The 24,077-nt window shown below is 37.2% G+C and carries 18 protein-coding genes and 1 pseudogene; 13 read left to right on the forward strand and 6 right to left on the reverse strand.

What is annotated here, in order from left to right:
• Positions 1-95: 95 nt before the first annotated feature.
• The 4 genes from TSYNT_RS09240 to TSYNT_RS09255 form a co-directional block, all read right to left on the reverse strand.
• Entirely contained in the window at positions 96-1,910 is a 1,815-nt protein-coding gene (locus tag TSYNT_RS09240) for a CocE/NonD family hydrolase (RefSeq protein WP_059033384.1), read from the reverse strand.
• Between the two features lie 21 nt (positions 1,911-1,931).
• Complete coding sequence (locus tag TSYNT_RS09245; RefSeq protein WP_059033385.1) at positions 1,932-3,128, reverse strand: hypothetical protein; 1,197 nt, start codon at positions 3,126-3,128, stop codon at positions 1,932-1,934.
• Positions 3,129-3,215: 87 nt separating this feature from the next.
• Entirely contained in the window at positions 3,216-5,060 is a 1,845-nt protein-coding gene (locus TSYNT_RS09250; protein WP_059033387.1) for a CocE/NonD family hydrolase, read from the reverse strand.
• A gap of 168 nt (positions 5,061-5,228) precedes the next feature.
• The gene (locus TSYNT_RS09255; RefSeq protein ID WP_059033389.1) at positions 5,229-5,969 is read right to left on the reverse strand and encodes a Crp/Fnr family transcriptional regulator; all 741 of its coding nucleotides are present in this window, start codon (positions 5,967-5,969) and stop codon (positions 5,229-5,231) included.
• Positions 5,970-6,181: 212 nt separating this feature from the next.
• Between TSYNT_RS09255 and TSYNT_RS09260 the strand changes: the two genes are divergently transcribed.
• Complete coding sequence (locus TSYNT_RS09260; RefSeq protein ID WP_059033391.1) at positions 6,182-7,564, forward strand: APC family permease; 1,383 nt, start codon at positions 6,182-6,184, stop codon at positions 7,562-7,564.
• Between the two features lie 161 nt (positions 7,565-7,725).
• Here TSYNT_RS09260 and TSYNT_RS09265 read toward each other — a convergent pair whose 3' ends face one another.
• Both TSYNT_RS09265 and TSYNT_RS09270 read right to left on the reverse strand, forming a co-directional pair.
• A complete protein-coding gene (locus tag TSYNT_RS09265; protein ID WP_059033393.1) occupies positions 7,726-8,700 on the reverse strand; it encodes a DUF4367 domain-containing protein in 975 nt (324 codons plus the stop codon).
• A gap of 2 nt (positions 8,701-8,702) precedes the next feature.
• Positions 8,703-9,263, reverse strand: coding sequence for a sigma-70 family RNA polymerase sigma factor (locus TSYNT_RS09270; RefSeq protein WP_059033395.1), 561 nt, complete (start codon positions 9,261-9,263; stop codon positions 8,703-8,705).
• A 315-nt stretch (positions 9,264-9,578) separates the two neighbouring features.
• On the opposite strand from TSYNT_RS09270, the gene TSYNT_RS09275 reads away from it, so the two are divergent.
• From TSYNT_RS09275 to TSYNT_RS09330, 12 genes and pseudogenes are all read left to right on the forward strand, one after another.
• Positions 9,579-10,115, forward strand: coding sequence for an RNA polymerase sigma factor (locus tag TSYNT_RS09275; RefSeq protein WP_059033397.1), 537 nt, complete (start codon positions 9,579-9,581; stop codon positions 10,113-10,115).
• The gene (locus TSYNT_RS09280; RefSeq protein ID WP_059033399.1) at positions 10,102-11,580 is read left to right on the forward strand and encodes a hypothetical protein; all 1,479 of its coding nucleotides are present in this window, start codon (positions 10,102-10,104) and stop codon (positions 11,578-11,580) included. Before TSYNT_RS09275 ends, TSYNT_RS09280 begins: the two co-directional genes overlap by 14 nt.
• A gap of 151 nt (positions 11,581-11,731) precedes the next feature.
• Positions 11,732-12,187, forward strand: coding sequence for a DIP1984 family protein (locus TSYNT_RS09285; RefSeq protein ID WP_059033401.1), 456 nt, complete (start codon positions 11,732-11,734; stop codon positions 12,185-12,187).
• A 694-nt stretch (positions 12,188-12,881) separates the two neighbouring features.
• Entirely contained in the window at positions 12,882-14,810 is a 1,929-nt protein-coding gene (locus TSYNT_RS09290; protein ID WP_059033402.1) for an oxidoreductase, read from the forward strand.
• 134 nt (positions 14,811-14,944) lie between these two features.
• On the forward strand, positions 14,945-15,628 hold the full coding sequence (locus TSYNT_RS09295; protein WP_059033404.1) for a DUF6391 domain-containing protein: 684 nt from the start codon (positions 14,945-14,947) through the stop codon (positions 15,626-15,628).
• A 107-nt stretch (positions 15,629-15,735) separates the two neighbouring features.
• On the forward strand, positions 15,736-16,026 hold the full coding sequence (gene gatC, locus TSYNT_RS09300; RefSeq protein ID WP_059033406.1) for an Asp-tRNA(Asn)/Glu-tRNA(Gln) amidotransferase subunit GatC: 291 nt from the start codon (positions 15,736-15,738) through the stop codon (positions 16,024-16,026).
• Between the two features lie 25 nt (positions 16,027-16,051).
• Complete coding sequence (gene gatA, locus TSYNT_RS09305; protein ID WP_114272615.1) at positions 16,052-17,515, forward strand: Asp-tRNA(Asn)/Glu-tRNA(Gln) amidotransferase subunit GatA; 1,464 nt, start codon at positions 16,052-16,054, stop codon at positions 17,513-17,515.
• A gap of 3 nt (positions 17,516-17,518) precedes the next feature.
• Positions 17,519-18,943 carry an Asp-tRNA(Asn)/Glu-tRNA(Gln) amidotransferase subunit GatB gene (gatB, locus tag TSYNT_RS09310; protein WP_059033410.1) on the forward strand — a complete coding sequence of 475 codons (1,425 nt, stop codon included), beginning with the start codon at positions 17,519-17,521 and terminating at the stop codon, positions 18,941-18,943.
• Positions 18,944-19,132: 189 nt separating this feature from the next.
• Positions 19,133-19,587 (forward strand): annotated as a pseudogene (gene tnpA / locus TSYNT_RS09315) (IS200/IS605 family transposase).
• A gap of 425 nt (positions 19,588-20,012) precedes the next feature.
• The gene (locus TSYNT_RS09320; protein WP_059033411.1) at positions 20,013-20,789 is read left to right on the forward strand and encodes an SDR family NAD(P)-dependent oxidoreductase; all 777 of its coding nucleotides are present in this window, start codon (positions 20,013-20,015) and stop codon (positions 20,787-20,789) included.
• A 68-nt stretch (positions 20,790-20,857) separates the two neighbouring features.
• On the forward strand, positions 20,858-21,700 hold the full coding sequence (locus TSYNT_RS09325; RefSeq protein ID WP_059033413.1) for an SDR family NAD(P)-dependent oxidoreductase: 843 nt from the start codon (positions 20,858-20,860) through the stop codon (positions 21,698-21,700).
• A 300-nt stretch (positions 21,701-22,000) separates the two neighbouring features.
• Positions 22,001-23,983 (forward strand): sigma-54-dependent Fis family transcriptional regulator, encoded by a 1,983-nt coding sequence (locus TSYNT_RS09330; protein WP_059033415.1) that lies wholly within the window; start codon positions 22,001-22,003, stop codon positions 23,981-23,983.
• Positions 23,984-24,077: the final 94 nt, after the last annotated feature.

Consider the following 24,077-nt stretch of genomic DNA (forward strand, 5'->3'; position numbering starts at 1 on the left):
TACTTTACTGTCAAGAAGTTAATTCGTTACATATAATACTTCTTCTGGCGCCATATCTGTTTTTGCTTTAAAATAATGTTTGTGCAAAATTATATCTATAAATAATCCACTAGAGTATCCTCTATCGGTTGCAGCCACAAATCTGAAGGAGTATACGGAATTTCAGGTAGCAAGATATAAGAAGGGTGGTCGCTATCTCGATATATTTTATAGCTTGTTGTTGCATTCGAAGGAATGACATTCATATTGCCAACCTTACCTATCCAGGTTTCTTTATGACATTCATTAGGGCACATACTGGTAATTTCAAGTTCTAACATATGACCCTGAGGAATAACAATGGCAGTGGGATTTATTTCGATTACATATTCATTTATTTCTCCGGGTTTTACAGGTATAGAAACCGAATTGTTATGAACAGGTGAACCGATAGTTGATTTTTCAACATTTAACGGATGCGATGCCCTAAGCGCTCCATAGCGAGGCAGCGGCATCCGGGAACCATCAGGCAAAACATCATACAGGTTAACAATGAAATTTGCATCTGTTGTATCTATGGAGGCAAATAAATGTAATTCTATAGGACCTGTAAACTCTTTTTGATGTGGAAAAGGCGATGTTCGGTAAGTGAGCTTATTTACCTCGGTCGAAACAGACGGTGGCAAATGAGTAAACCCATCAGGCGGAAGATTGCTGTCAGGTTCGCTGTCCCAGCGCAACCTTCCAAAAGAACGTAGGTACAGCTTTTTCCATTGAGTTCTTGCCAAAGGCCATTCATGCTCATAACGTACGCTTGAATTTATTATACTTATTTTATATAAAGGTTCATCCATGATTCCTGTGTCAATACCTTTAAGCCACATATCATACCAACGCAGACATTCTTCATTTAATGCACGGTATGGAAGCTCTAAGCCGTCATAACCCTCTAACACTCCGAGACGCTTTGGACAATTCAGACGTTTGTCATTCATTGCAGAAAAGATAGGTGCGCTCCATCTGCCCATCGGAGACCATGCGCAATGCAAATAAACCGGGACTTTTACTTTTTCATAAATTTGATTGGCGGATCTTTGACGCCAATATTCTCCGTCTAGTGGATGCAATAAATAGTCAAGAAAGAAAGTATGATATGTCGGAGGCCAAGTTGTTAAAATTTTAGTAAAATATGAATTTACAGCAATATCCGGATCTTTTAAGCGCTCTGTCATCATTTGCCTTACTTTTTCCTCGCCATACATTTTTATTGACCAGGGCATGGGCTTATTAGAAGGACAAAGTTCCCAATAAATACTCATATAGGTGGAGCCTACTCCGCCGTAGTATCCATGCTGGTAATAGTCATCTACAAAAGAACACGGCATTATACATTTTAAATGTGGTGGCTGTTTTGCAGCAGCTAAAATCTGTATAATACCAAAATAAGAATAGCCTATCATGCCGACATTGCTGTCACACCAGCTTTGAGCTGCTATCCATTCTATGACATCATAAATATCTTCTTGTTCTTGAGGGTTGTATACGCCATAGAATACGCCTTCGGATTTACCAATACCTCGAGGGTCTGGAATAACATAAACATAGCCTCTTGAGACAAAATAATCTATATCGCCAGCTTCAAGACTATGATCAAACAGCAATGATTCCGGAGGTATCGCGCCTCTTTTAATGCCTTGTATGGTTTTACCATAAGCAGACCATGCAAGCAGTGCCGGACAAGCCTTAGCGCCCACTGGCACATAAATATCAGTGCAAAGTCTTGTGCCATCGCGCAAAGTAAGCCAGACATCTTCAATTTTCTGTACCTTGTAAATAGGTTTGGATAATTTATCAAGATTTTTGGTATACCTCTTATCCCAGTAATGAGGTAGAACATCAAGACCCAAGTATTCAGACAGAAGTTTTGACATAATAATTTCCTCCTAGCATTATTAAATAAAATTCACCATAATACTTACTATCAAAATTGAAATTGTATTTACTATCAACATAGTTCCGGTATTTAAGATCGGAAAAATCTGCTTTGCCAAATATTCCTTTTCTGAATCGCTTTCAGCAAGCTTTGCCACGTTTTGTAAAAGCATTTCATTTACAGGAAAACCCATCATACAATTGGCCATCAAGGCAATTCCACGATATGAACTATAACCAAATAACCTGCCCGCAGCAATTCCGCATAGTATAAGCACTAGCGTAGAAACAGAAAAGACAAAAATTATTGGACCAAACAATGATAAAATACTATCCAAGGGAGTATTTGCAAGAGTATTTGCCATGAGTCCCATAAGACCCATAAGCAGCAAACCGAAAGAATCAGATTTGTTTAAAGGTGCCTTATCCAAAAAACCTAATTGAGCAAAAATGAAACCAATGCATAGGGCTATTACATTAGTGTTTAATTTGCATGGTGTAAGAAATTCGGTATATAAGTATTTACTAAAAATATTGACAATCATAATAGTTCCAAGATAGTAGGCCGGAGTCTTATATGCAGAAGGGACCTTTTTGCATAAACCATTGATATGAAGTAAATTTGACCTTTTATTGTTCTCTATAGGATTAAAAGCACATGTTTCGTCTTCGCTGTCATTGTAATTATTTAAAATAATTTTTGCCTCTTTTTTAAGCGCCCATGTCACAACAGGTACTGAAAAAAGACCTTGAAACATGAAAATCATCCATGGATAGACTGAAAGTTCGGGGTGGGTACTTTTGACGGAATAAGATGCAATGGCACAAGAGGCTCCGCTGCCTAAAACTGGACCAGGAGAAAGCAATGATAACTTTTGCCCTAAAATGCCTTTTGTGCAGAGTGCCAAAATGCATGTAAGTATTAGCGAACCTAAGATACAAGCTATGGCGTCTGTAGAATGCTCTTTTAGAAAACTGATATCAATCATGGTAGCATTGTGAATAACAAAAACATTAAAAGCAATAGTTCCTACGGCGGTCATATTTGAATTTACCACAAAATCTTTAGGGATAATATTTAAAGCAAATCCGATTATGCAAAATATCCCCATAATCAGCGGCATTGGCACGAGAGAGTGAAGACGAACTGCCAATGCCTGGGAGGCAAAAACAATAATTAAAAAAATAAAAAAACTCAATTCAAAGGACCAACTCATTACATGTACTCCTTTGTGCTATAAGCGGCGTATCTAAGTATATCTAAGCATGAGATAATGAAGATACGCCGCAATTTAAAGTTATTTTTAGTGCGTTCCGCCGCTTACAGTGCCGGCTGCAACAATATTGTCTTCTACAACTGACTGAAGCCATAATTCATCAGGACTTGAAAGTATATAAGGCATAAGAATGTAGGATTGATAATGATTATCCCTGTAAATTTTATAATTGATTGTATTACTGCTTGGAATTGGTCCAAGATGACCCATTTTACCTTGCCAAGCGCCGGCTTGAGGAGGATAATTGTCCATTGCTTTAATTTCCAGTTCAAGCGAGGTGCCGGGATCGAATACCATGCCTATGGGATTGATTTCTATTACATACTCATTTATTTGGCCTGGCGTTACTGGGTAGCGCTTTGTGTAATCGTGGACCGGCCTTCCGATTAGACTTTTTTCTTCATCCAGCTTATAGCAGGCTTTAAGATAACCTGCCCTACATACAGGCATCCTACTGCCATCTTGCAAAATTTGCCAGACCTTGCAGATAAAATTAGCATCAGTGCTGTCAATAGCAGCAAATAAATGGAGTTCAATCGGACCGGTAAATTCAGTAGGCTTATTAAAACGATTCGTTCTATACACTAATGATTCTACATCGGTTGTAATATGCGGAGGGCGGTGAGTGAAGCTGTCCGGAGGAAGATCACTGTCAATTACAGGATCCCAGCGAAGCTGGCCAAATGGGTGCAAGTACAGCTTTTTGTATTCAGTTCTTGCTAGTGGATATTCATACTCATACCTATAACCCCTACCCATGATGTTGAGTTTTATAGGAGGTTCTTCAGTAATGCCTGTATCAATTCCCTTCATCCAATGGTCATACCATCGCAGCATTTCCTCATTCATAAAGCGATAAGGTAATTCCAAGCCGTTATAATCTTCCATCACGCCGCAGCGTTTATACACGCTTAGCTCAGAAGAATTCATGGCGTTAAATACTGGCGCAGTCCATCTTCCAGAAGGAGCCCAACCACATTTTAAATATATTGGAACTTTTATTTTGTCATACTTATATTTAACTGAACGGGGGCGCCAAAAATCATCTTCCTGGGGGTGCAATAAATAATCTAAGTAAAAAGTGTGATATTTAGGCGGCCATACATTGAAAATTTTATTAAAATAAGAGTTTATAGCGATATCTGGATCTTTTTGAATTTCACAAATAAGTTCTTTCATTTCTTCTTCAGACATCATTTTGGTTGTCCAAGGTACCGGATTATTAGAAGGGCAAAGTTCCCAATACATATTCATGTAAGTATTTGCAACTCCCCCGTAGTATCCATGCTGATAATAATCATCTGTGTATGACAAAGGCATAATACATACGAGATGCGGGGGCTGAAGAGCTGCTACAAGGGCTTGTATAATTCCAAAATATGAATATCCCATTAAAGCAACTTTGCCATTACAATACTTGCAGACAGTACCTGCCCATTCCACAGTATCATAACAGTCTTCTTGTTCCTGAGGATTATAGATGCCGAGAAACTCACCTTCAGATTTCCCGATTCCACGGGGATTGGGGATTATAAAAGTGTAGCCTCGTGTGACAAAAAATTCCATGTCACCTGCTTCGAGACTATGGTCAAAATAATTAGAAGAGCTGGGCAATGAGCCATGCCGCATAACCTGCATTTCTTTACCGTAAGCAGACCATGCAACCAAAGCCGGCGCCTGATCGATTTCTGCCGGATGATATATGTCGCAGTATATCTTGCATCCGTCACGAAGTATTACAGGTACATCTGCTTCTTTTTTAATACTGTATTCAGGCTTAGAAAGTTTATCTAAGTCTTTCGAATATCGCCTGTCCCAGTAAACTGGACACTTGCTTAAGCCTGTAATTTCTTTAAACTCCTTTAATTTCATTGTAACTATGCCTCCATGAAGATATTTTATAAAACTATTATAGCTGTTGGATTAGGTGTCGTCAGTCAGATATGCGACATAAGTCGGAATGTTATAAAAAAAGTATCTCCTTTTAAAAAATTAAGAGATACTTAAAAAAATTAAATGTTCAATTTGAAATATCGGAAATTATTTTAATTCACTATCGACAATGACATCCATCAGCGCGTCACGATTTTTAACACTTATACTTCCACGCGATGTTAAAATCCAACCTTGCTTACGCCACTGCCCTAGTATGCTTGCCACTGTTTGCCGTGCCATTCCGGACGATGCTGCAAGTTCGTCTTGAGTAACATTTATCTTTATATTATCGCCTTCGGTATCTTTGTCATTTGCTAGTTGAATTATCGTAAAAGCAAGCCTGCCTTCAGCGTCTAAGTGCATAGCATTTACAAATTTTTCACATGAATTATTTAAACGGTCTATCAACTGGCTAATGATATGCTGTAAAATCTTAGGCGTGCTCCATGCCAATTCCAAAAATTTTTCCTTAGAAAATGAATAGAGAGTGCTGTTTTCCATGGCAACCGCAGTGCAAGTGTAAGGTTCATCAATCAGCATGCCCATTTCACCAATATAATCGCAAGCCTTTCTGGTTTTTACTATAATATCAACACTTGAACCATATCTAACAAATTCAGCTATGGAACCTTTTCGTATAATATACATCCAATTAGATGGTTCGCCCTTTTGGAAAATGATACTTCCTTTTCTAAAATGGTGAACCTGGCTATTTTCGGCCGCTCTTTTTAAATTTTTAAGTTCAACACCTTCAAATATTGGCGTTTTTGCTATAAAAACTGCAATTTCTTCATTTTTTAGTTTTTTATCAAAGCCATTTGCAAGCGATGGGAAATTATATTCCAATCATACACCTCCTCCCCTAACCAATCCCGAAGAATACCAACTTAAAAATTATCTATAAACATCATATCATACACTAAAAAATTTTCAATTGAGCAATCTTCTCAATAATGTTAAATTTTATATTATTGTCTCCTAGCTGACAGATGTAAAATACTAAGTATTATAAAATAAAAATAAATTATCCGTAAATTATTAAAGGGGGAGTGAATAGTGTGAATGAAGTAAAGAAGATGTCACTTTTTTCCTGTGTGATGATGGGCATAGGCAGTATAATTGGCGCTAGCATATTTGCGACAACGCCTATAGCAATTAAGATCATAGGTGGTAATGGAATTGTCTTGGGATTTATCTTAGCTGCTATTTTTGTTTTTCTAAAAACGCTTCCTGAAATGGTGCTAATTTCTGTTCTGCCAGCAAATGGGGCATCTTATATGCATCTTACTCGTCTTGTTCATCCATATTTGGGAATTATCCATGCATTCAATCAGTTAGCTATTGGCCCTATGAAAGTTGCTACGATGGCACTTACATTTTCAACCTATTTTGCAATGCTCTTTCCGTCAATACCCGAGGTTCTGATAGCGGTTGTTATTACGATAATTTTCACAATTATTACTTGCTATGGTATCCAAATATCTGCATGGGTCCAAAATGTATGTGTATTTGTGCTTTTGGCGGCAATCGGCACTTATATTTTCGGTGGTTGGGGCCATACAGTGGTATCTCTTAAGGAGGTTATTACATCAACATTTGAACTTACCAAAATGTGGGCGGCTATGGGTATTATGCATGGCAGTTTGATAGGAGCTAACGCTCTTATGTATATTGCCGATGAAATTGAAAACCCAGGCAAAAATATCCCTATAGCTTTTTTAATAAGCACATTTTTAACAGCTATTATTTATGCATCTATGGCTTATGTAACAATTGGCGTGATGCCAGATTTTTATAAAATTGATAACCTGGCAACTGTCGCAGGCAAATTTATGAGTCCTGGCATGCTGACATTCTTTATAGCGGGTGGAGCTCTCTTAGCAGTTGTAACGAGTATTAATTCATGTATTTTAATGTTTTCACGTTCCCATTTTGCTGCTGCAAGAGACGGCTTATTCCCTGAAAGCATTATGAAGCTTAATAAATACAATGCTCCGGCAAATTCTATTTGGTTAAATTCTCTTATTGCAATTTTGGCAATGGTTTTCGGTTTTAATTTAACCGATGTGATCAATATAACATCCATACCCGGATTGCTGCTTAGTCCAATTATATTCGCTTCGATTTTTATGCTGCCGAAGTATTTTCCAAATTCATACAAGACATCTTTTCTAAGGATTCCTCATTGGATAAACTGTGTAATTGTTTTTGTTGCCTCGGCTCTTTGTCTCGTCATGGGAAGCTCTGTTTTGGCTCAAATGAAACCTAAGAATTATCTGCTCATGGTGGGATTTTATATTGCTGCTGGTACTTATACTTACTTCAGGATTAGATATCTTAAAAATAAAGGCGTAGATATGGTTCAAAACATGAAAACGCCATATCAGCCGTGGCTTGTTCGCGAAGAAGCCGCTAAAAAAGAGCTAGCTAACAAAAACTAGTCAAATCGTGCCTAAATACATTTTGTAAGGCTAACAAGCTAACATGAAAAGGTGACGAAGCAGCCAAATTTAAAGCTTTATGTGATAAAGAAAGTAAAATAAAACCCTCCCCAACTAATAAAAATTTAAGGGAGGGTTTTATGGTTAGAGGTATTGCAAAATTATTTTATAGATTCTGCAATTTTTATAAGTTCATCTTTGGCAATTTCGCCTCTGCCTACCAGCATATAAATTACGCCATTATATTCCCAGTCAAGATTACTATCATCATACAGGACGGCGTCTACACCGTTTATTTTTAATTCTTCAATCTTAACCGCATCTGTCACATATCCTGCATCTTCCTCGGCAACTCTCTGCTGCATGTAGATAAATTTCCCCGTTTCTTCATTTGCAAAATACAGTCCTACGACTTTGCTATTTTCTACGACGCCATTTTCGTCTTTAAAAAATTCTGCCTCTGTAAATTTATAACCTTCAGGTAAATAACTTGGAAGCTTGATATCAAAACAGGTATAATTATTTAATTGGTTGGGGTCTTTTATTATCAGACACTCGTCGGCCCTAGCCTTCTCGTGCTCGCTTTTAGTTACTATATCTCCATCTGAATCAATGTAAGCGATTCTTTCGCCATCAACGGTATATATTTCGTCGGCATGTTCAGTTGAAAGCACTTCTAATGGATTGCCATCCTTATCAAAAATCTTGCCTTTTAATTTATCGGGGACAGGCACTGATTTTATGTCAGAAGGTTCACTTTCTAGAATTGTTATATGTCCAAGGGATATAGTCCTTACTATCTTGTCAACTACTCCTTGGGCAAAAGATGTTTGCATCAAGGAAAATCCCAAAACACATACAAGCGCAAATGACGCAACTTTAGTGACAATACTTTTAGTTTTATTTGACTTTTTCAAAGTATCTTCTCTCCCTTTTTGTTCATTAATATTTCTCAAAACTCTTTCAAAGACTTTTTGTTTATCGCTGTCCTTGCTAAAATCCTTATCTGCCATTGTTTTACCCAATTCCAAAAGCTTAATGTATTCTTCAGATTGCTTACTGTCTAATCGCTTTATGCCCTTTAAATAAGCATCTATGTCCGTAGAAAACATGTCTTCAAGTCTCTTTTTCTCCAAGATTATCCCATCCTTTCTAATTCTTTTTTCAATTTCTTCATAGTGCGAAAAAGTATCACCCCGACATTGTTTTCTGTAAGACCTAACACCTTTGAAATTTCTACATTTTTTAAACCTGCACCGAATTTAAGTGCTACTATGCTTCTTTCTCTTTCATCTAAAATACTTAGGGCCTTTAAAAGTTCATCATTGGTTTCAGCTATTTCCACAATATCTTCAGGAGTTTTTTTCTTTGATATTAAATTCTTGATTGAATCAATAGGTAAGAATTTACGGTTTTGCAGGTTCCTGAAATAATCATTTACTGTATTTCTGGCTATAGCAAATAGCCATACTTCGAAAGGAGATTTAGTTTCATCATAGGTATTTATCTTAATCATTACTTTTTCAAATATTTGGCTGGTTAAATCTTCTGCCGTATAGTATTGATTTACTCGATAGTATACGAAGTTAAACACCTTTTTGTAATAAGTTTCAAAAATATAGGTAAATTCTTTTTCCATGTCTAATAATTCCGGAATTTCTCTTTTAGATTGAGCATCGATTAAAGCGAGCTTCGGCAAATTTTTGTTCTCCTCCTCCCAATCAATTTTTACTTAGCTAAGTAAGTCTTTCTATATGTTAATACGAATAATATTTAATTTCATTACAAAAAGAAAATAATTTGTTGGCAAAGATTGCAACTCAAAGCACGGCATCGATGAAAATGATATATTAAAAATGACGTAAGGCATGATATATAAAACTAAGCTTTATACTGAAATTGCAACCTATATCGATATAAAAATATAGATTGTTTTCGATTTTATGTCACAAAACCGTTATTTGAATTGTTATAAGGGTACAGTCGACTGATAAAAAGTGAAAGGAGATAATGGATGAGTGATACAGATCTGGGACAGCGGTTTGCCGCCGGTGGAGAGGATGAGCTGGAAGAAGTAATCAATCTCTATGGTGAAAAACTTCTTCGCTATGCAACTGCCATCCTGTGTGATTACCATGAAGCGGAAAACGTGGTGCAGGATGTTTTTCTTTCAGCTTATCAAAACCGTAAAGCTTTTGACGGCAAAAATCTTTCCGCATGGTTGTATAAAATTACATATAATCGCAGTCTAAACCAACTAAAAAAGCGTAGAATTTTATGTTTTAGTGAAATCCGTGCCCAAGCAGTTTCGCCTATAGATGATACAAGTCTAAGTGACGAGACACTTTGTGCCCTACGGCGACTTAAACCAAAAGAACGGGCCCTGCTTTATGGGCGGATAATGGAAGAATTGAGCTATGAAGAACTTTCCCAACTGTTAGGGTGTTCTCCTACTGCTTTGCGCAAGCGATACGAGCGGGCAAAAAATAAGCTGGCGGCCTACCTGACCGCCGGGCAATATGGAAAGGAGACAAAACATGAGTACATTTGATAAGAACGAACAAGATATACATGATGCACTTTCGCAAATCACTGTTGATGAAAGCAAGCTTGCCGAACAGGTTAAAAGGCGATTGAATGAAGAAGCTTCTAACACCATACAGCGCCGAATGCGCCAGCCTATGACTGCAGCTATAGCGGTAGTTATGTCAGTGATGCTGTTTGTCACGGTGGCAGTTGCAGCTCAGGGTGGTTTTGATTGGTTTATCAAAAGATTCAACCCATCCTTTGGCGAGATTGCAGAACCTGTTGAGGCATATTGTGAAGATCAGGGAATCCGTATGGAAGTCATTGGCGCACAAAAGTATGACAATATGGCGGTTGTTTATCTGTCGCTTCAAGATATAAGCGGACAAAACCGACTGACTGAGCAAACCGATTTCCAGGACGGGTTTACCGTGAAAATGAATACGCAGGCGCAAGAGGAAGCAAAGGGCCAAACAGACGAAATTGTCGCCAGCTTCGGCTATGGGCAAAAAATGCTCTACTTTGACGAGGAAACCAATACCATATATTATGAATTCACTATTACAGCCGATGCGGATTCACCGCTGTCCGATCCGTTGGAATTAGGCAGCTTTCTTATATATTTTGATAAAAGGTCATATGAGGAGCCGATTTCTATATCCCTGTCGGACATTAAGGAGGCTGAAACTGTATCCATACGCAGAGGCCAGATTTGGGGCGGCTCAGACTTGCCGGACGACCTCGTTTGGGGCAGGGGCAGCTCAGACTTACCGGACGACCTTGACGAACTGACAACGGTCCTTGCTCCCGGCAATTATGCTCCCATGCCCCACGGGGAAGCCGACCAATGGATTTCAAACATTGGTATTATCGATGGAAAACTGCATGTTCAGACAGGCAAGCTTCTTCATAAAGAGTTCGGCAGCACAGACCCCAATCTAAATCTTAAAACCCCAGACGGTTACTTCATTAACCCGGACTATGTATTGGATCTTTACGGCGATAAGGACTGCCGCCTGCTAGACTTGGAAGAAAGCGACTACGGGGATGCGGCATATAGATACGAAGAAGCTATCTTTTCTATAGACACCGAGGAACTTGATGGCTATAACCTTTGCTATGCCGGCTCGGTTTATTCCGGTGTAAAAGGCCGGTGGAAGGTAGCTGTAAATCTGAGTGACACAAGCCGCAAGATGCGCATCATTACAAATGATATTCCTGTTGAAGGCCATCTCTTTGAGCATATGACCCTTAGTCCTTTGGGACTTCAAGTCATCGGTTCCTATACTGGGGAAGAGTGTATGGCAAGCGGAATGTCTATGGCAGTTGAGACTGCCGATGGCGTTATTCCACTACATGGCGGCGGGGGAAGTCTTAATTCCCAAAAAAAGACCTTTAATTTGCACTGGAACACAGAAGCTCCGCTTGACGTTGCCACAGTTACTGCTGTCATTATAAACGACACCCGTATTCCGGTTCAATCAAACTAAAATGTACGGGGAAAATTGTAGTTTGCTTGACGGTATAAGAAATGAATAATATTATATAACTACATTGACTATAAAGAACGCTGGCTTGCGACAGACGGATTTGTGCGAAAGTTAATGGTAAATCCGGGCATTATTAAAGGGAGGCTGTGTTATGAAACTGGCAGAGGCGTTAATATTAAGATCAGATTTGCAAAAGAGAATAGAACAACTTAAAAATAGGTTAAGAAATAATGTAATGGTTCAAGAAGGCGAAAAGCCAAGTGAAGAACCGGAAGTTCTATTAGAGGAATTGGATGATTGCCTATTAGAATTGACAGATATTATTAAACGAATAAATAAGACAAACAATGCAACAAAGTTTAACAAAGAATGGACTTTAGCGGACGCATTAGCGGAAAGAGATAAACTGTGGGAAAAAAGATTAGTTTTATCACATATAACTGAGGCAGCCAGTGTAAAGCAAGATAGATATTCCAGAACTGAAATTAAATATATTAGTGTGGTAAATGTAAAAGAACTGCAAAAACAAATAGATAAATTGTCAAAAGAGTATAGAGAGCTTGATACTAAAATTCAAGGATTGAATTGGACTATAGACTTAATCTAAACAAAGTCGGTAGCTGTAAATTATAAAGGTGAGTACAAACCTTATAACTAGGTCAAAGTTATACTGCTGGTGGCTTTGGGGCAAAGCCGGTGGTTCGATTCCACATATAACAACTTAAGCCCATAAATGTTACACCAGTACAAATAGATTGTTATTGTTACTACCATGTACTAATTTATAATTTAAAGCGAGGGTGGGTAAGGGGAATCTAGAGCATCAGATGTTCTATTAGAGCTGTAAACGAATTGTTTGTTCGTTTATGGCTTTTTTATTTCAAAATCATGGACAAAATCGAGGCTTTGAAAGAAAAAAACCATATATCTATAAATGTCATCTTTTAAAATAAGAGCAGATGCATATACTTTTTTGTTCTACAATTTACAAAGGCGATGACGATAGCTATGAAGCTAAACTGCTTTACAAGGATTACAAGGCGTCAATGCTTAAAATAGCCAATGCCTTTTAAGGGATAAAGGCCTGGCAGAAAATGCAGCACATCAACTGTTCATAGAGGTCTTAAAAAATTTACCCTAATTTTAAATTTTAAAGGATGCAGCTGATACTGAAAATAAATTCTATAATTATAATCAGTTTACTTGATACTAAATTTCTGGTAGTTTTGCAGGATTTTTACTATTAATATAGAATACTTAAATAAGTGTTAATAATAAAATTGATATGGAGGTAAAAATTTATGAGTTCATTTGATTGCTTATTAAAACCCATAAGGATTAACAGAATGGAGCTTAAAAACAGAATAGTTATGCCACCTATGGGTACAATACTTGCTAATGAAGACAATAGTGTATCGGAAAGAAATATAGAGTATTATGCAGCACGAGCAAGAGGTGGTGCTGCTTTGATTGAAACTGAAGTAACGGAAATAGACTCGTACACAGCAGATCCGGGGATGTTAGGCATATACGATGATAGGCTGATTCCGGGATGGGAGAAACTTGCAAAAAGGATACATAAAGAAGGTTCTAAACTATGTGTCCAATTACATCATCCCGGGCGCCAAGCATCTTATCAGGGCATTAAACCGCCGAAGGCGCCATCTAAGATATCATGCCCCCTTTGCCAAGATATTCCTTCGGTAATGACAGAAGAAGAAATATACCAAGCAATAGACAACTATGCGCAAGGAGCAAGGAGGGCAAAGGAAGCAGGACTAGATGCTGTAGAAATACATGGGGCACATGGCTATTTAATCGCTCAGTTTATGTCGGCTTATTCAAACAGGAGAAGTGATAAATGGGGCGGTGATCTTGAAGGCAGGATGAGGTTTGCAATAGAGATAATAAAAGCTGTCAGAAAAGAAGTGGGACCGGATTTTCCCATTATATTTAGATATTCTGCAGATGAAAGAGTGTGGGGAGGCAGAAAAGTAGCTGAATCTGTAGCGATTGCGCCTATGCTAGTAGAAGCTGGAGCAGATTGTCTTAGCATATCTACCGGAGTCTATGACAATCTATTTTCATATCTCATAGCTCCAATGGGAGTTGAGCCGGGACTTAATGTGGAAGCTGCCGCTAAAATCAAAAAAGCTGTAAATGTGCCGGTAATCGTTGTAGGAAAGTTAAATGATCCGTATATAGCAGAAAGTGTATTGGAAAACAATAAAGCTGATATTATTGCTATTGGCAGGGGCTTGATTTGCGATCCTGAATTGCCAAATAAGATTAAAGATGGAAAAATCGATGATATACGCTGGTGTATATCTTGCAATCAAGGCTGCATAGATAAACTTTTAATGACGGGCGGAGGAGTTTCCTGCCTTATGAATCCGGAAGCAGGAAGAGAGGCTGAAATAAAGAGAGAAAAGGTTGAAAATCCTAAAAAAGTTCTTATTGCAGGGGGCGGACCTGCCGGCCTTGAAGCAGCTCTTACGGCATCATCTAAAGGTCATGAAGTTATCCTTTGCGAAAAATCAGGAGAACTAGGAGGCCAATTCCTTCTTGCATGCGTGCCTCCGGGTAAACAGGAAATATCCCGCGGATTAAAATATTTTGTAACTCAGGTTGAAAAAAGCAATATAGATGTGAGGCTGAATACTGAGGTTACTAAAGATTTGGTAAAAGAATTAAAACCAGACGCAGTAATAGTAGCCACTGGCGGCAAACCTCTAATACCAAACATCCCCGGAATTGATAAAGAAAATGTTGTGACTGCCAAGGATGTGTTGGAATTTAACAAAGTAGCAGGTAAAAATGTTTTGGTAATAGGCGGTGGAATTGTTGGTTGTGAAACAACTGATTTATTACTAGAGTATGGACGTAAGGTTACGATTGTGGAAATGTTAGATGACATAGCAAAAGATATTGGTCTTGGTCCTAAATACTTCTTAATGGACAGATTTTTCCATCATGGAGTAAACATAATCACTAATTCACCAGTTAAGGAGATAACACAGGATGGTGCAATAATCGAGACTCCTGAAGGAGAAAAGACGCTTTCAGGATTTGACACAATAATTATAGCAGTAGGAACATCGCCGGTAAATGAACTTGCTGAGGCAATAAAGGGTGTAGTAGATGAGGTATATGTTGTAGGAGATGCTAAAAAGCCTAGAAAAGCATTGGAAGCTATAGCGGAAGGTTATGAAGCAGCTATAAATCTATAGGTTTTTAAGAGAAGTTGAAATTAATAAATGCTTGGCGGTTATATAAGTGCGTGCCTGCCAAGCATTTATTTTTTTCACACAATCTGCCGGATATGTTATAATAACATAAGATAAATCGCAAGGAGGTTGTTCCGATGCTCATATCACTGCTGATATTTTTAATGTTAGCCATACTTTTTCCTTATTTGCTTTTGCCGATGCTGATTTTTCTTGGAATAGGCTTTTTATTTTTGCTTCCATATGTTATTGTTTTTAACTCTTTCTATAATATAATTACGATTCCGTGGCAAATTATAAAGATTGCTACAGATCGAAGAGTCAGAAAAAATCATAGTTTGGAGCACGCAACCATAAATGTGCTTGAGCAGCGATATGGAAGACCTCTGCAAGCCGGCGGACTTGCATATTCTAACGGTTTTTCCCTTTCGGGGCCGGATCTTCCGCCTATTTATGAAGTCATGAGCGCTGTAAAGGAAGCTCAATTCCGTATGATAAATGGAGAAACAGATCTGGCTATACATCCAAGGTGTGGAACCTCCATTGCCGCAGCCAATTTCTTATTTTCTCTAGCCTTTATAATCGTGCTTTTTTATGGACATCATTTGTCTTTGATAAACGTTATCTTGGCCTTTTTGCTCGCAAATATACTGGCAAAGCCTTTTGGTCGAGTTTTGCAAAAATATTTTACAACATATCCCAAAGTTGACGATGTGGCGATACAAGACATATATGTGCAATCGCCTTATGGAAATTCTCCGTTTACAATCATATTTACTCCAACTCGTTCCTATTTTATAAAGACATATCAGGCTAAGTAAGTTCACGAAAAATTTCTTGCAAGAGTAAAGGTACATTGTATGCTAGCTTGCAAGTATGATAAAATATAAAATACATTCTAAAGCAAACAATATAAGAGGTGAGAGCAGTGTTTATTGATGATGAAACAATTTCAAGTATGGCAGATGTAGCCCACATTTTTTTATCTCAAGAAGAGAGAAATAAAATTGCAGAAGAGTTTGATTCGTTGCAACAATCTTTTGAAACACTAAGTAAACTAGATATTCAGGAAGTTGAACCGACAGTTTATCCGATAACAGACAAAAATGTTTTCAGAGAAGATACTATATGGGACAGCCTTTCTGTTGATAAGGCCTTAGCGAATGCACCAGAAAAAGATAAGGGATTTTTCCTAGTGCCAAGAATTATAGAAGAATAAGTTACATATGATCGGGGGTAATGTTTTGAAACTTCATGAACTTACTATTAAAAAAGCAAATGAGCTTTTAAAGAAAAAAGAAATAACAGCTCAAGAACTGACAGAAGATATATTAAATAGAATAGATGAATGCGAGAGCAAAATTGGGGCATATGTTACGATTGACAAAGAAGGGGCTTTAAAATCAGCTAAATCGACAGATGAAAAAGCTGATTTTACAGATCCTCTAGCGGGAATTCCCATGTCGGCAAAAGACAATATATGTACAAAAAACTTAAAGACCACATGCTGCTCAAGGATGCTGGAAAATTTTGTGCCTCCATATGACGCTACTGTAATTTCTAAACTAAGAGAGAGGAATGCTATAATTTTAGGAAAAACTAACATGGATGAATTTGCAATCGGTTCATCTACTCAGACTTCGTTTTTCCATACAACACAAAATCCATGGGATTTATCACGAGTGCCTGGTGGTTCTTCCGGTGGCTCGGCAGCTGCAGTGGCAAGCGATGAGTGCATTTATGCTTTGGGCTCAGACACCGGAGGATCGGTAAGACAACCCGCTTCTTACTGTGGAGTTGTTGGCCTTAAACCTACTTACGGCAGAGTTTCAAGATTTGGAGTTGCATCCCTTGCGGCAACAATGGATACTATAGGACCGATTACAAAAAATGTGACAGATTGCGCCATTGTACTTTCTGCGATTGCAGGGCAAGATAGTTTTGATCCTACTTCATCTGATATTCCGGTAGATAACTATCTGCAAAAGCTCAAGAATGATGTAAAGGGTTTAAAAATAGGCATTCCAAAAGAACTCTTATACCATGAAGCAGTTAGTAAAGACGTAAAAGATGCTGTTTTAAATGCGATTAAAGTTTATGAAGATCTTGGATGTATATGCGAAGAAATAAGCCTGAAAAATGCTGAGTACGCCATGAGCGCCTATCTTGTAACTTTGGCCGCTGAAGCGAGCTCGGAACTCGGCCAGTATGATGGTATAAGGTATGGATATAGAACATCTAGCGATTATCAGGACTTAAAAGATTTTTATAAAAAAACTAGAGGCGAGGGCTTTGGTTTTGATGTAAAATGGCATATTATTCTCGGAACTTATCTGTCAGACGAAAAATATTATGACAAGTACTACTTAAAAGCTCAAAAAATAAGGACAATTATAAAGAAAGATTTTGACGAAGCATTTAAAAAATATGATTTTTTAATAACTCCCACAACTCCTACTACGGCATTTAAGATAGGCGAAAGCTCTGATGATCCTTTTAAAATGCATATGAATGACCTGTGTGTTTCAATAGTAAATCTTGCAGGTCTGCCGGCTATATCTCTACCCTGCGGATTTTCCAAAGGGCTTCCTGTAGGTCTTCAAATTATAGGGAAAGCATTTGATGAGGCAGGAATATTGCAAGTAGCCTATGCATTTGAACAAAATAATGATTATCACACAAGGCGTATCAAGGAGAGGATGGTTTGAGCGATGAAATATGAAAGCGTAATAGGTCTTGAGGTGCATGTTGAACTTTTTACAAAAACAAAAATATTTTGTGGATGCAGCACTGAATTTGCAGCAGATCCAAATACCCACTGCTGTCCCATTTGCCTTGGGATGCCCGGAGCACTTCCACTTATGAATAAAAGCGTTGTTGAGTTTGCGACTAAAGCAGGACTTGCGTTAAATTGCCAGATAGCAGATTTTTCCAGGTTTGACAGGAAAAACTACTTTTATCCTGACCTTCCAAAAGCCTACCAGATATCTCAGTTCTACATACCTCTTGCGCGAAACGGCTATGTAGAAATTGAGCCTAATGGCCAAAAAAAGCGAGTCGGCATAAGAATAATGCACATGGAAGAAGACGCAGGCAAACTGGTTCATGAAGAAGGCGGATCTTATTCCCATTTAGATTTAAACAGAGCAGGAATGCCTCTAATAGAAATAGTATCAGAACCTGATATGCGTTCTGCAGAAGAAGCATGGCTTTATTTAAACAATTTAAGGACTATACTTCAATATATAGAAGTTTCAGACTGCAAAATCGAAGAAGGTTCCATGAGATGCGATATTAATATTTCTCTTAGACCTGAAGGCTCAGAACAACTGGGAACAAGAGTTGAGGTGAAAAACTTAGGTTCACTGAGAGCTGTTAGGAGAGCTATTGAATTTGAAGAAAAACGCCAGAGAGATATTTTAGAAAACGGTGGTACAATCGATGGCGAAACCCGCCGATGGGACGAGGCGCAAGGAATCACGATTTTTATGCGTGGTAAGGGAAGCAATCGTTATTCTCCAGAGCCAAATCTTTCCCCAATTATTATCAGTGATGAATGGAAAGAAGATATACGAAACCATATTCCGGAACTTCCTAATGTAAAAAAGGAGCGGTTTATTAAAGAATACGGCCTTCCGGAATACGATGCCTCTATAATTACTGCATCTAAAATCCTGGCGAATTTTTATGAGGAAACTGTAAAATATTATCATGATCCTAAAATAATCAGCAACTGGATAATGGTTGAATTAATGAACGTTTTGAATGAAACCGGCGAAGGAATAAAAGACCTGAAATTTACACCGAAACAACTTGCCGATATGCTAATAATGATTGATAAGGGTATTATAAGCGGCAAAATAGCCAAAGATGTTTTTAGAGAGATGTTTAAAACAGGCAAAAACCCTGAAGAAATAGTAAAGGAAAAAAATCTTATACAGATTTCCGATGAGGCAGAACTTGAAAATATAGCAAAAAAGGTCATTGAAAACAACCCCAAATCTGTTGAGGATTACAAAAACGGAAAAGAAAAAGCAATGTCATTTCTTGTGGGCCAAATAATGAAAGAGACAAAAGGAAAAGCAAATCCCCAGATGGTAAACTCGATACTTACAAGATTGCTTAAAGAAATTTAATAAGCTCTAATAGTTTTTTAATAAGCTGCTTTAAAAAAGCAGCTTATTTTTGCTGTAACTAGAATACCACGGGCTATGCCCGTGGTATTCTAAAAAGCTTACAGCTATGAGTAGAAAAAACACCTCCATCTGATAAAATAAAGCGGGTTTGCCAACAACAAAATTAAATCAAGAGAGGTAATATCTGTTATGGATAATAATACTCTCACACATACAAAATGGAATTGCAAATATCATATAGTATTTGCACCAAAGTATAGAAGGCAAATAATCTACGGAAAAATATTGAGGAAACTATGTGAATATAAAGGGGTAGAAATAATAGAAGCAAATGCCTGCCCCGATCATATACACATGTTAGTATCGATACCACCTAAGCTAAGCGTATCAAGCTTTATGGGATGCCTAAAAGGTAAAAGTTCATTGATGATATTCGACAGACATGCAAATTTAAAGTACAGATACGGTAACAGACAATTCTGGTGCAAAGGATATTATGTAAATACCGCTAGTAGAAATAAAAGGCGATAGAGGAATATATAAGAAATCAAATACAGTAAGACATAGCATCAGATCAAATAAGTTTAAAGGAATACATAGACCCGTTTAGGGGTGAGGCGGTAAACAAAAACAAGAAAAAATAACCCCTTTAGGGGTAGTTTGAAAAAATCATGCGGTTGGCAGATTATTCAATGAGCCTTAAGGCTCTGCCAGTAAATGTCCTTACAGGGCTAGAGCAAACCACCCGTTAAACGGGTGGTTATGATCAAATAGATAATTTTTGGTGTTCTGTTTAAAAATAAAACATCTGTTGCATATTAGAACACTATATAAAAAATTTAATGCTTTAATTAGCAGAATACAAATATTTTGAAATTTTGCTTACATTGGCATCATTTTTGCATGCATAATTAATAAGTAGCAAAATAATTTTAACCAAAACTACATTATTAATCGACATTAGTGTCTAAAATACGATAGGTGGTTCAATTTTTTAATAAAGCCGGGACAGATTCTTTAATGACTATTGAGTTTTAAATTATCCAAAATAATAATAAGGGGGATAAAAATGTTATTAAGTAATAAGGTGATTATAATCACTGGAGGAGGCAGCGGTATGGGGAAAGCTGCATCTGAATTATTCGCAAAGGAAGGAGCAAAAGTTGTAATAGCAGATTACCAAGAAGTATACAAGAGACCAATAGGAAAGGAAGTAGCGGAAAACATACAAGAAAAAGGTTATGAAGCAAGATACATCGAAACAGACGTTTCTAAAGAAGATGAAGTTAAAAATCTTATAAATGAAGTAATAAATCTTTATGGAAGAATAGACGTTTTATATAACAATGCAAGCCATGGTTACTCTTCACCGTACACAATGGCTGATATCCTAAATACACCTCTGACTGACTGGTCAAAAATTTTAGAATTGAATTTAACTAGTATTTTTCTGTGCTGCAAGTATACTATTCCTCATATGCTTCAAAATGGAAAAGGCTCTATAATTAATTGCTCATCTATAAATGGACTTGTAGCTATGCCTGGAGCCGATGCTTATACAGCTGCGAAAGGAGGGGTTATTTCGCTTACCCGCGTTTTAGCATCTGACTATGGCCCGAAGAACATAAGAGTCAATTGCATATGTCCTGGAGCAATCAATACTCCAATGATTGCCGGAGCTATAGCAAATCCAGAAGTGCAAAAATACTTTCAAACATCGACACCATTAGGTCGACTGGGAGAACCAGAAGAAGTTGCTAAACTTGCCCTATTTCTTGCATCTGATGATTCATCGTATTTGACAGGAGCTATAATACCGGTTGACGGTGGCTGGACAGCTCGATAATGAATTACTATGTAGTATTTTATAGGTTTTGAGCTTTAAAACTAAATAAGATACAAGGAGAAAAGATCATGTATAATATGAAAGGTAAAGTAGCATTAGTCACAGGGGCTGCTCGAGGTATAGGAAAAGCGTGCGCTCTACGACTTGCAAAAGAAGGGGTAGATGTTGCCGTATTAGATATTTGTTCAAAAATTAAGGAAAATCCTCAATGGGTGCCACCTAAACTTGAAGATCTTAAAGAAGTTGAGGGAGAAATAAAAAAATTAGGATGCAAATCTCTTGCGATTACTGCAGATGTAAGGAATACCAATCAAACTTTTAATGCTGTTGAACGAGTGGTTAAAGAATTTAGTAGATTAGATATTTTGGTAAATTGTGCCGGAGTTGGATTTCTCAATTTTTTAGATGATGTTGATGAAATTGCAGATTGGGACACCACTATGGATGTAGATTTAAAAGGAACATTTTTTATGTGTAAAGCGGCTGCACCGATAATGAGACAACAAAAATATGGCAAAATCGTAAATATCGCTTCTATTGCAGGTGTAACAGGTTCAGAAACCCTATTTCCATATTCAGCTGCAAAAGCAGGGGTAATTAATGCAACTCAAGGTCTTGCGAGAGCACTTGGACCTTATGGAATAAATGTAAATGCGGTTAATCCCGGACTTGTCTGGACGCCAATGTGGCAAGTGACTGATAAATGGCTAGCAGAGCATATACCGCCATTCAAAGATGAACTATATGTACCTAAGAAAGTATACGATGCTTCTGTTATGGCGTCAACGGCCCTTAAAAGGCCTACCACTACTGAACATATAGCAAATGTCGTGGCCTTCTTAGCTTCTGATGAAGCTAGTGAAATAACTGGCCAGAATATCAATGTTGATGGTGGAATTGAATACCACTAACAGTTTGTAAAAAAACCTCATAAAGGCAACCATATTATATGTTCCTATAGAAAAACAGCTTAGACAAAAAGCTAGTTATCTTGGGAACATATTTTCTATTTTAAATAACATTTATTATTGGGCTTCTTAAAGCGGTTAAATACAAACAATCAAAAAAATTGTATTCAATAATATAAATATAAAAATACAGTAACAAGCAGGAATATTTATAGAAATATAGAATTCTTAAATAATAGCTATTGATACTTATAATCTTTACTTAAAATATTTAATAATAATAGTAAATTTAGGAGGGAAAGTATGGAACTGCTTCCAGATGAGCTTAAACCTATTTGGAAGGATTTTATCAATGGGAGCGAAAAGAATATCAAGAAAGTGAGGACAGTGATAAGAGAATCTTGGTTGCGCTGCAAAAAAGCAGGAGTTAATCCATATCAAAAATTAGTAGAAAATATTATAAATACTGATAATTTAAAAAGTATAAAGCAAAAAAATAAATACTGGTTGGAAATTGCCAGGCCGGTTATGCAAACGTTATATAACTTTGTAATGAGTTCAGGATTTATAATCAGTATTTCTGACAATAACGGTATTTTGTTAGAAATGATAGGAGACCCTGACATAGTCAAAGATATTGCAAATGGTAATTTTATACCTGGAGCTGATTGGAGCGAAATTAGTGCAGGAACTAATGGCATTGGGACGGTGCTTATTACAAATAAACCTTTACAAATTTTTAGTTTTGAGCATTATTGTATTTGCTCCCATAAATGGACTTGTTCTGCTGCTCCTATTCATGATCCTGACGGTCAAATAATCGGAGTACTAGATATGACCGGACGTTATGAGAATGTGCACCCCCATACATTAGGAATGGTTGTGGCGGGAGCAGATGCAGTGGAACGTCAGATTACTATGCAAAAAATATGGCTGGAACGCAATCGCACTAATAGATTGTGCGAAGCTTTAATGGAATCCATTTCAGAGGGTATAATTGCTACAAATGCAGACGGCAAAATTATTCATATAAATCAAGTAGCAGCCCAAATATTAAAAGTTCAAGCCGAAAGTGAGATAGGAAAAGATATTAATGAAGTTTTTAAATGCAATGGAAAAGATTGCAAAAGCATCTTAAATAAAAATAAATACATTACCGATGAAGAAATCGATATAAGCAATGAACACAGTAACACAAAGGCAGTAGTGACAACGCGGCCTATTAGAGATAATGAAGGACACCATGAAGGCAATGTTATGATAGTTAACAAAATATCTCGCGCGAGGCAATTAGCGCAGCGCATGAGCGGTGCTACAGCTAAAGTCACCTTTGAGGATTTATTGGGGAATTCTCCAAAATTTAAAGAGTGCTTACACATTGCTAATATAGCAGCTTCTAGCGATTCTACAGTGCTTCTTTTAGGAGAAAGCGGTACCGGGAAAGATGTTTTAGCACAAGCAATTCATAATGCCAGTTGTCGAGCAAAAGGTCCGTTTGTGGTGCTAAATTGCGGAGCAGTTCCAAAAGATCTGATTGGTAGCGAACTTTTTGGATATGTCGAAGGAGCTTTTACAGGGGCAAGACGTGGTGGTAATCCAGGAAAGTTTGAACTCGCTGAAACTGGGACTATTTTCTTAGATGAAATAGGGGATATGCCGCCTGAATTGCAGTCAAATTTATTAAGAGTAATTGAACAAAAGACTATAACCCGTATAGGAGGAAATTCCGTAATACCTGTAAATGTGAGGATTATTGCTGCTACGAATCGTGATTTAATAAAAGAAGTTAAACTTGGTAATTTTAGAGAAGATTTGTTTTTCAGATTAAATGTTATAACCATAAATCTTGTTCCTTTAAGAGAACGCTTAGAAGATCTTGAACTACTTTTTTTGCATTTCTTAAAAAAGAAAGAAAAACAGATGGGAAAGAAAATATATGAAATTGATGAGAGAATATGGAATATTTTAAAGTGTCATTCATGGCCTGGAAATGTAAGAGAACTTCAAAATGTAGTGGAGAGAGCAATAAATATGTGCGATGGTTCTAAGCTGAAACTAGAGCATTTACCTGCATATTTGAGTGAACAGACAAACACTTCTTTAAATAAAGAAAATAGTGAGCCCATAGCAATTTATGAAAAACAATTGATTATGAAACTTTTAAAAAATAAAAAGGGGAATATAAGCCAAGTAGCTAAAGAGTTGGGAGTTGCAAGATCGACACTATATCGCAAAATGTCAAAATATGGTTTGATCGAAGAAAAAAAGGTGTATAGAGAATTGTAGCATATGTTGTGTAGCACAATAGAACAATGTAGCAATTTAATACATGAATTATTAAGTTAAAATACGAGGAAAGTATATACTTTCCTCGTATTTT

Source organism: Tepidanaerobacter syntrophicus, from assembly GCF_001485475.2.
GTDB lineage: Bacteria > Bacillota > Thermosediminibacteria > Thermosediminibacterales > Tepidanaerobacteraceae > Tepidanaerobacter > Tepidanaerobacter syntrophicus.

Excerpts from the sequence above, each read along its gene's own strand:
- TSYNT_RS09325 (WP_059033413.1), top strand. The coding sequence starts at position 20,858 with ATGTATAATATGAAAGGTAAAGTAGCATTAGTCACAGGGGCTGCTCGA.
- TSYNT_RS09285 (WP_059033401.1), top strand. The coding sequence starts at position 11,732 with ATGAAACTGGCAGAGGCGTTAATATTAAGATCAGATTTGCAAAAGAGA.
- TSYNT_RS09320 (WP_059033411.1), top strand. The coding sequence starts at position 20,013 with ATGTTATTAAGTAATAAGGTGATTATAATCACTGGAGGAGGCAGCGGT.
- TSYNT_RS09275 (WP_059033397.1), top strand. The coding sequence starts at position 9,579 with ATGAGTGATACAGATCTGGGACAGCGGTTTGCCGCCGGTGGAGAGGAT.
- TSYNT_RS09245 (WP_059033385.1), bottom strand. The coding sequence starts at position 3,128 with ATGAGTTGGTCCTTTGAATTGAGTTTTTTTATTTTTTTAATTATTGTT.
- TSYNT_RS09330 (WP_059033415.1), top strand. The coding sequence starts at position 22,001 with ATGGAACTGCTTCCAGATGAGCTTAAACCTATTTGGAAGGATTTTATC.
- TSYNT_RS09295 (WP_059033404.1), top strand. The coding sequence starts at position 14,945 with ATGCTCATATCACTGCTGATATTTTTAATGTTAGCCATACTTTTTCCT.
- TSYNT_RS09280 (WP_059033399.1), top strand. The coding sequence starts at position 10,102 with ATGAGTACATTTGATAAGAACGAACAAGATATACATGATGCACTTTCG.
- TSYNT_RS09290 (WP_059033402.1), top strand. The coding sequence starts at position 12,882 with ATGAGTTCATTTGATTGCTTATTAAAACCCATAAGGATTAACAGAATG.
- gatB (WP_059033410.1), top strand. The coding sequence starts at position 17,519 with ATGAAATATGAAAGCGTAATAGGTCTTGAGGTGCATGTTGAACTTTTT.
- TSYNT_RS09240 (WP_059033384.1), bottom strand. The coding sequence starts at position 1,910 with ATGTCAAAACTTCTGTCTGAATACTTGGGTCTTGATGTTCTACCTCAT.
- TSYNT_RS09250 (WP_059033387.1), bottom strand. The coding sequence starts at position 5,060 with ATGAAATTAAAGGAGTTTAAAGAAATTACAGGCTTAAGCAAGTGTCCA.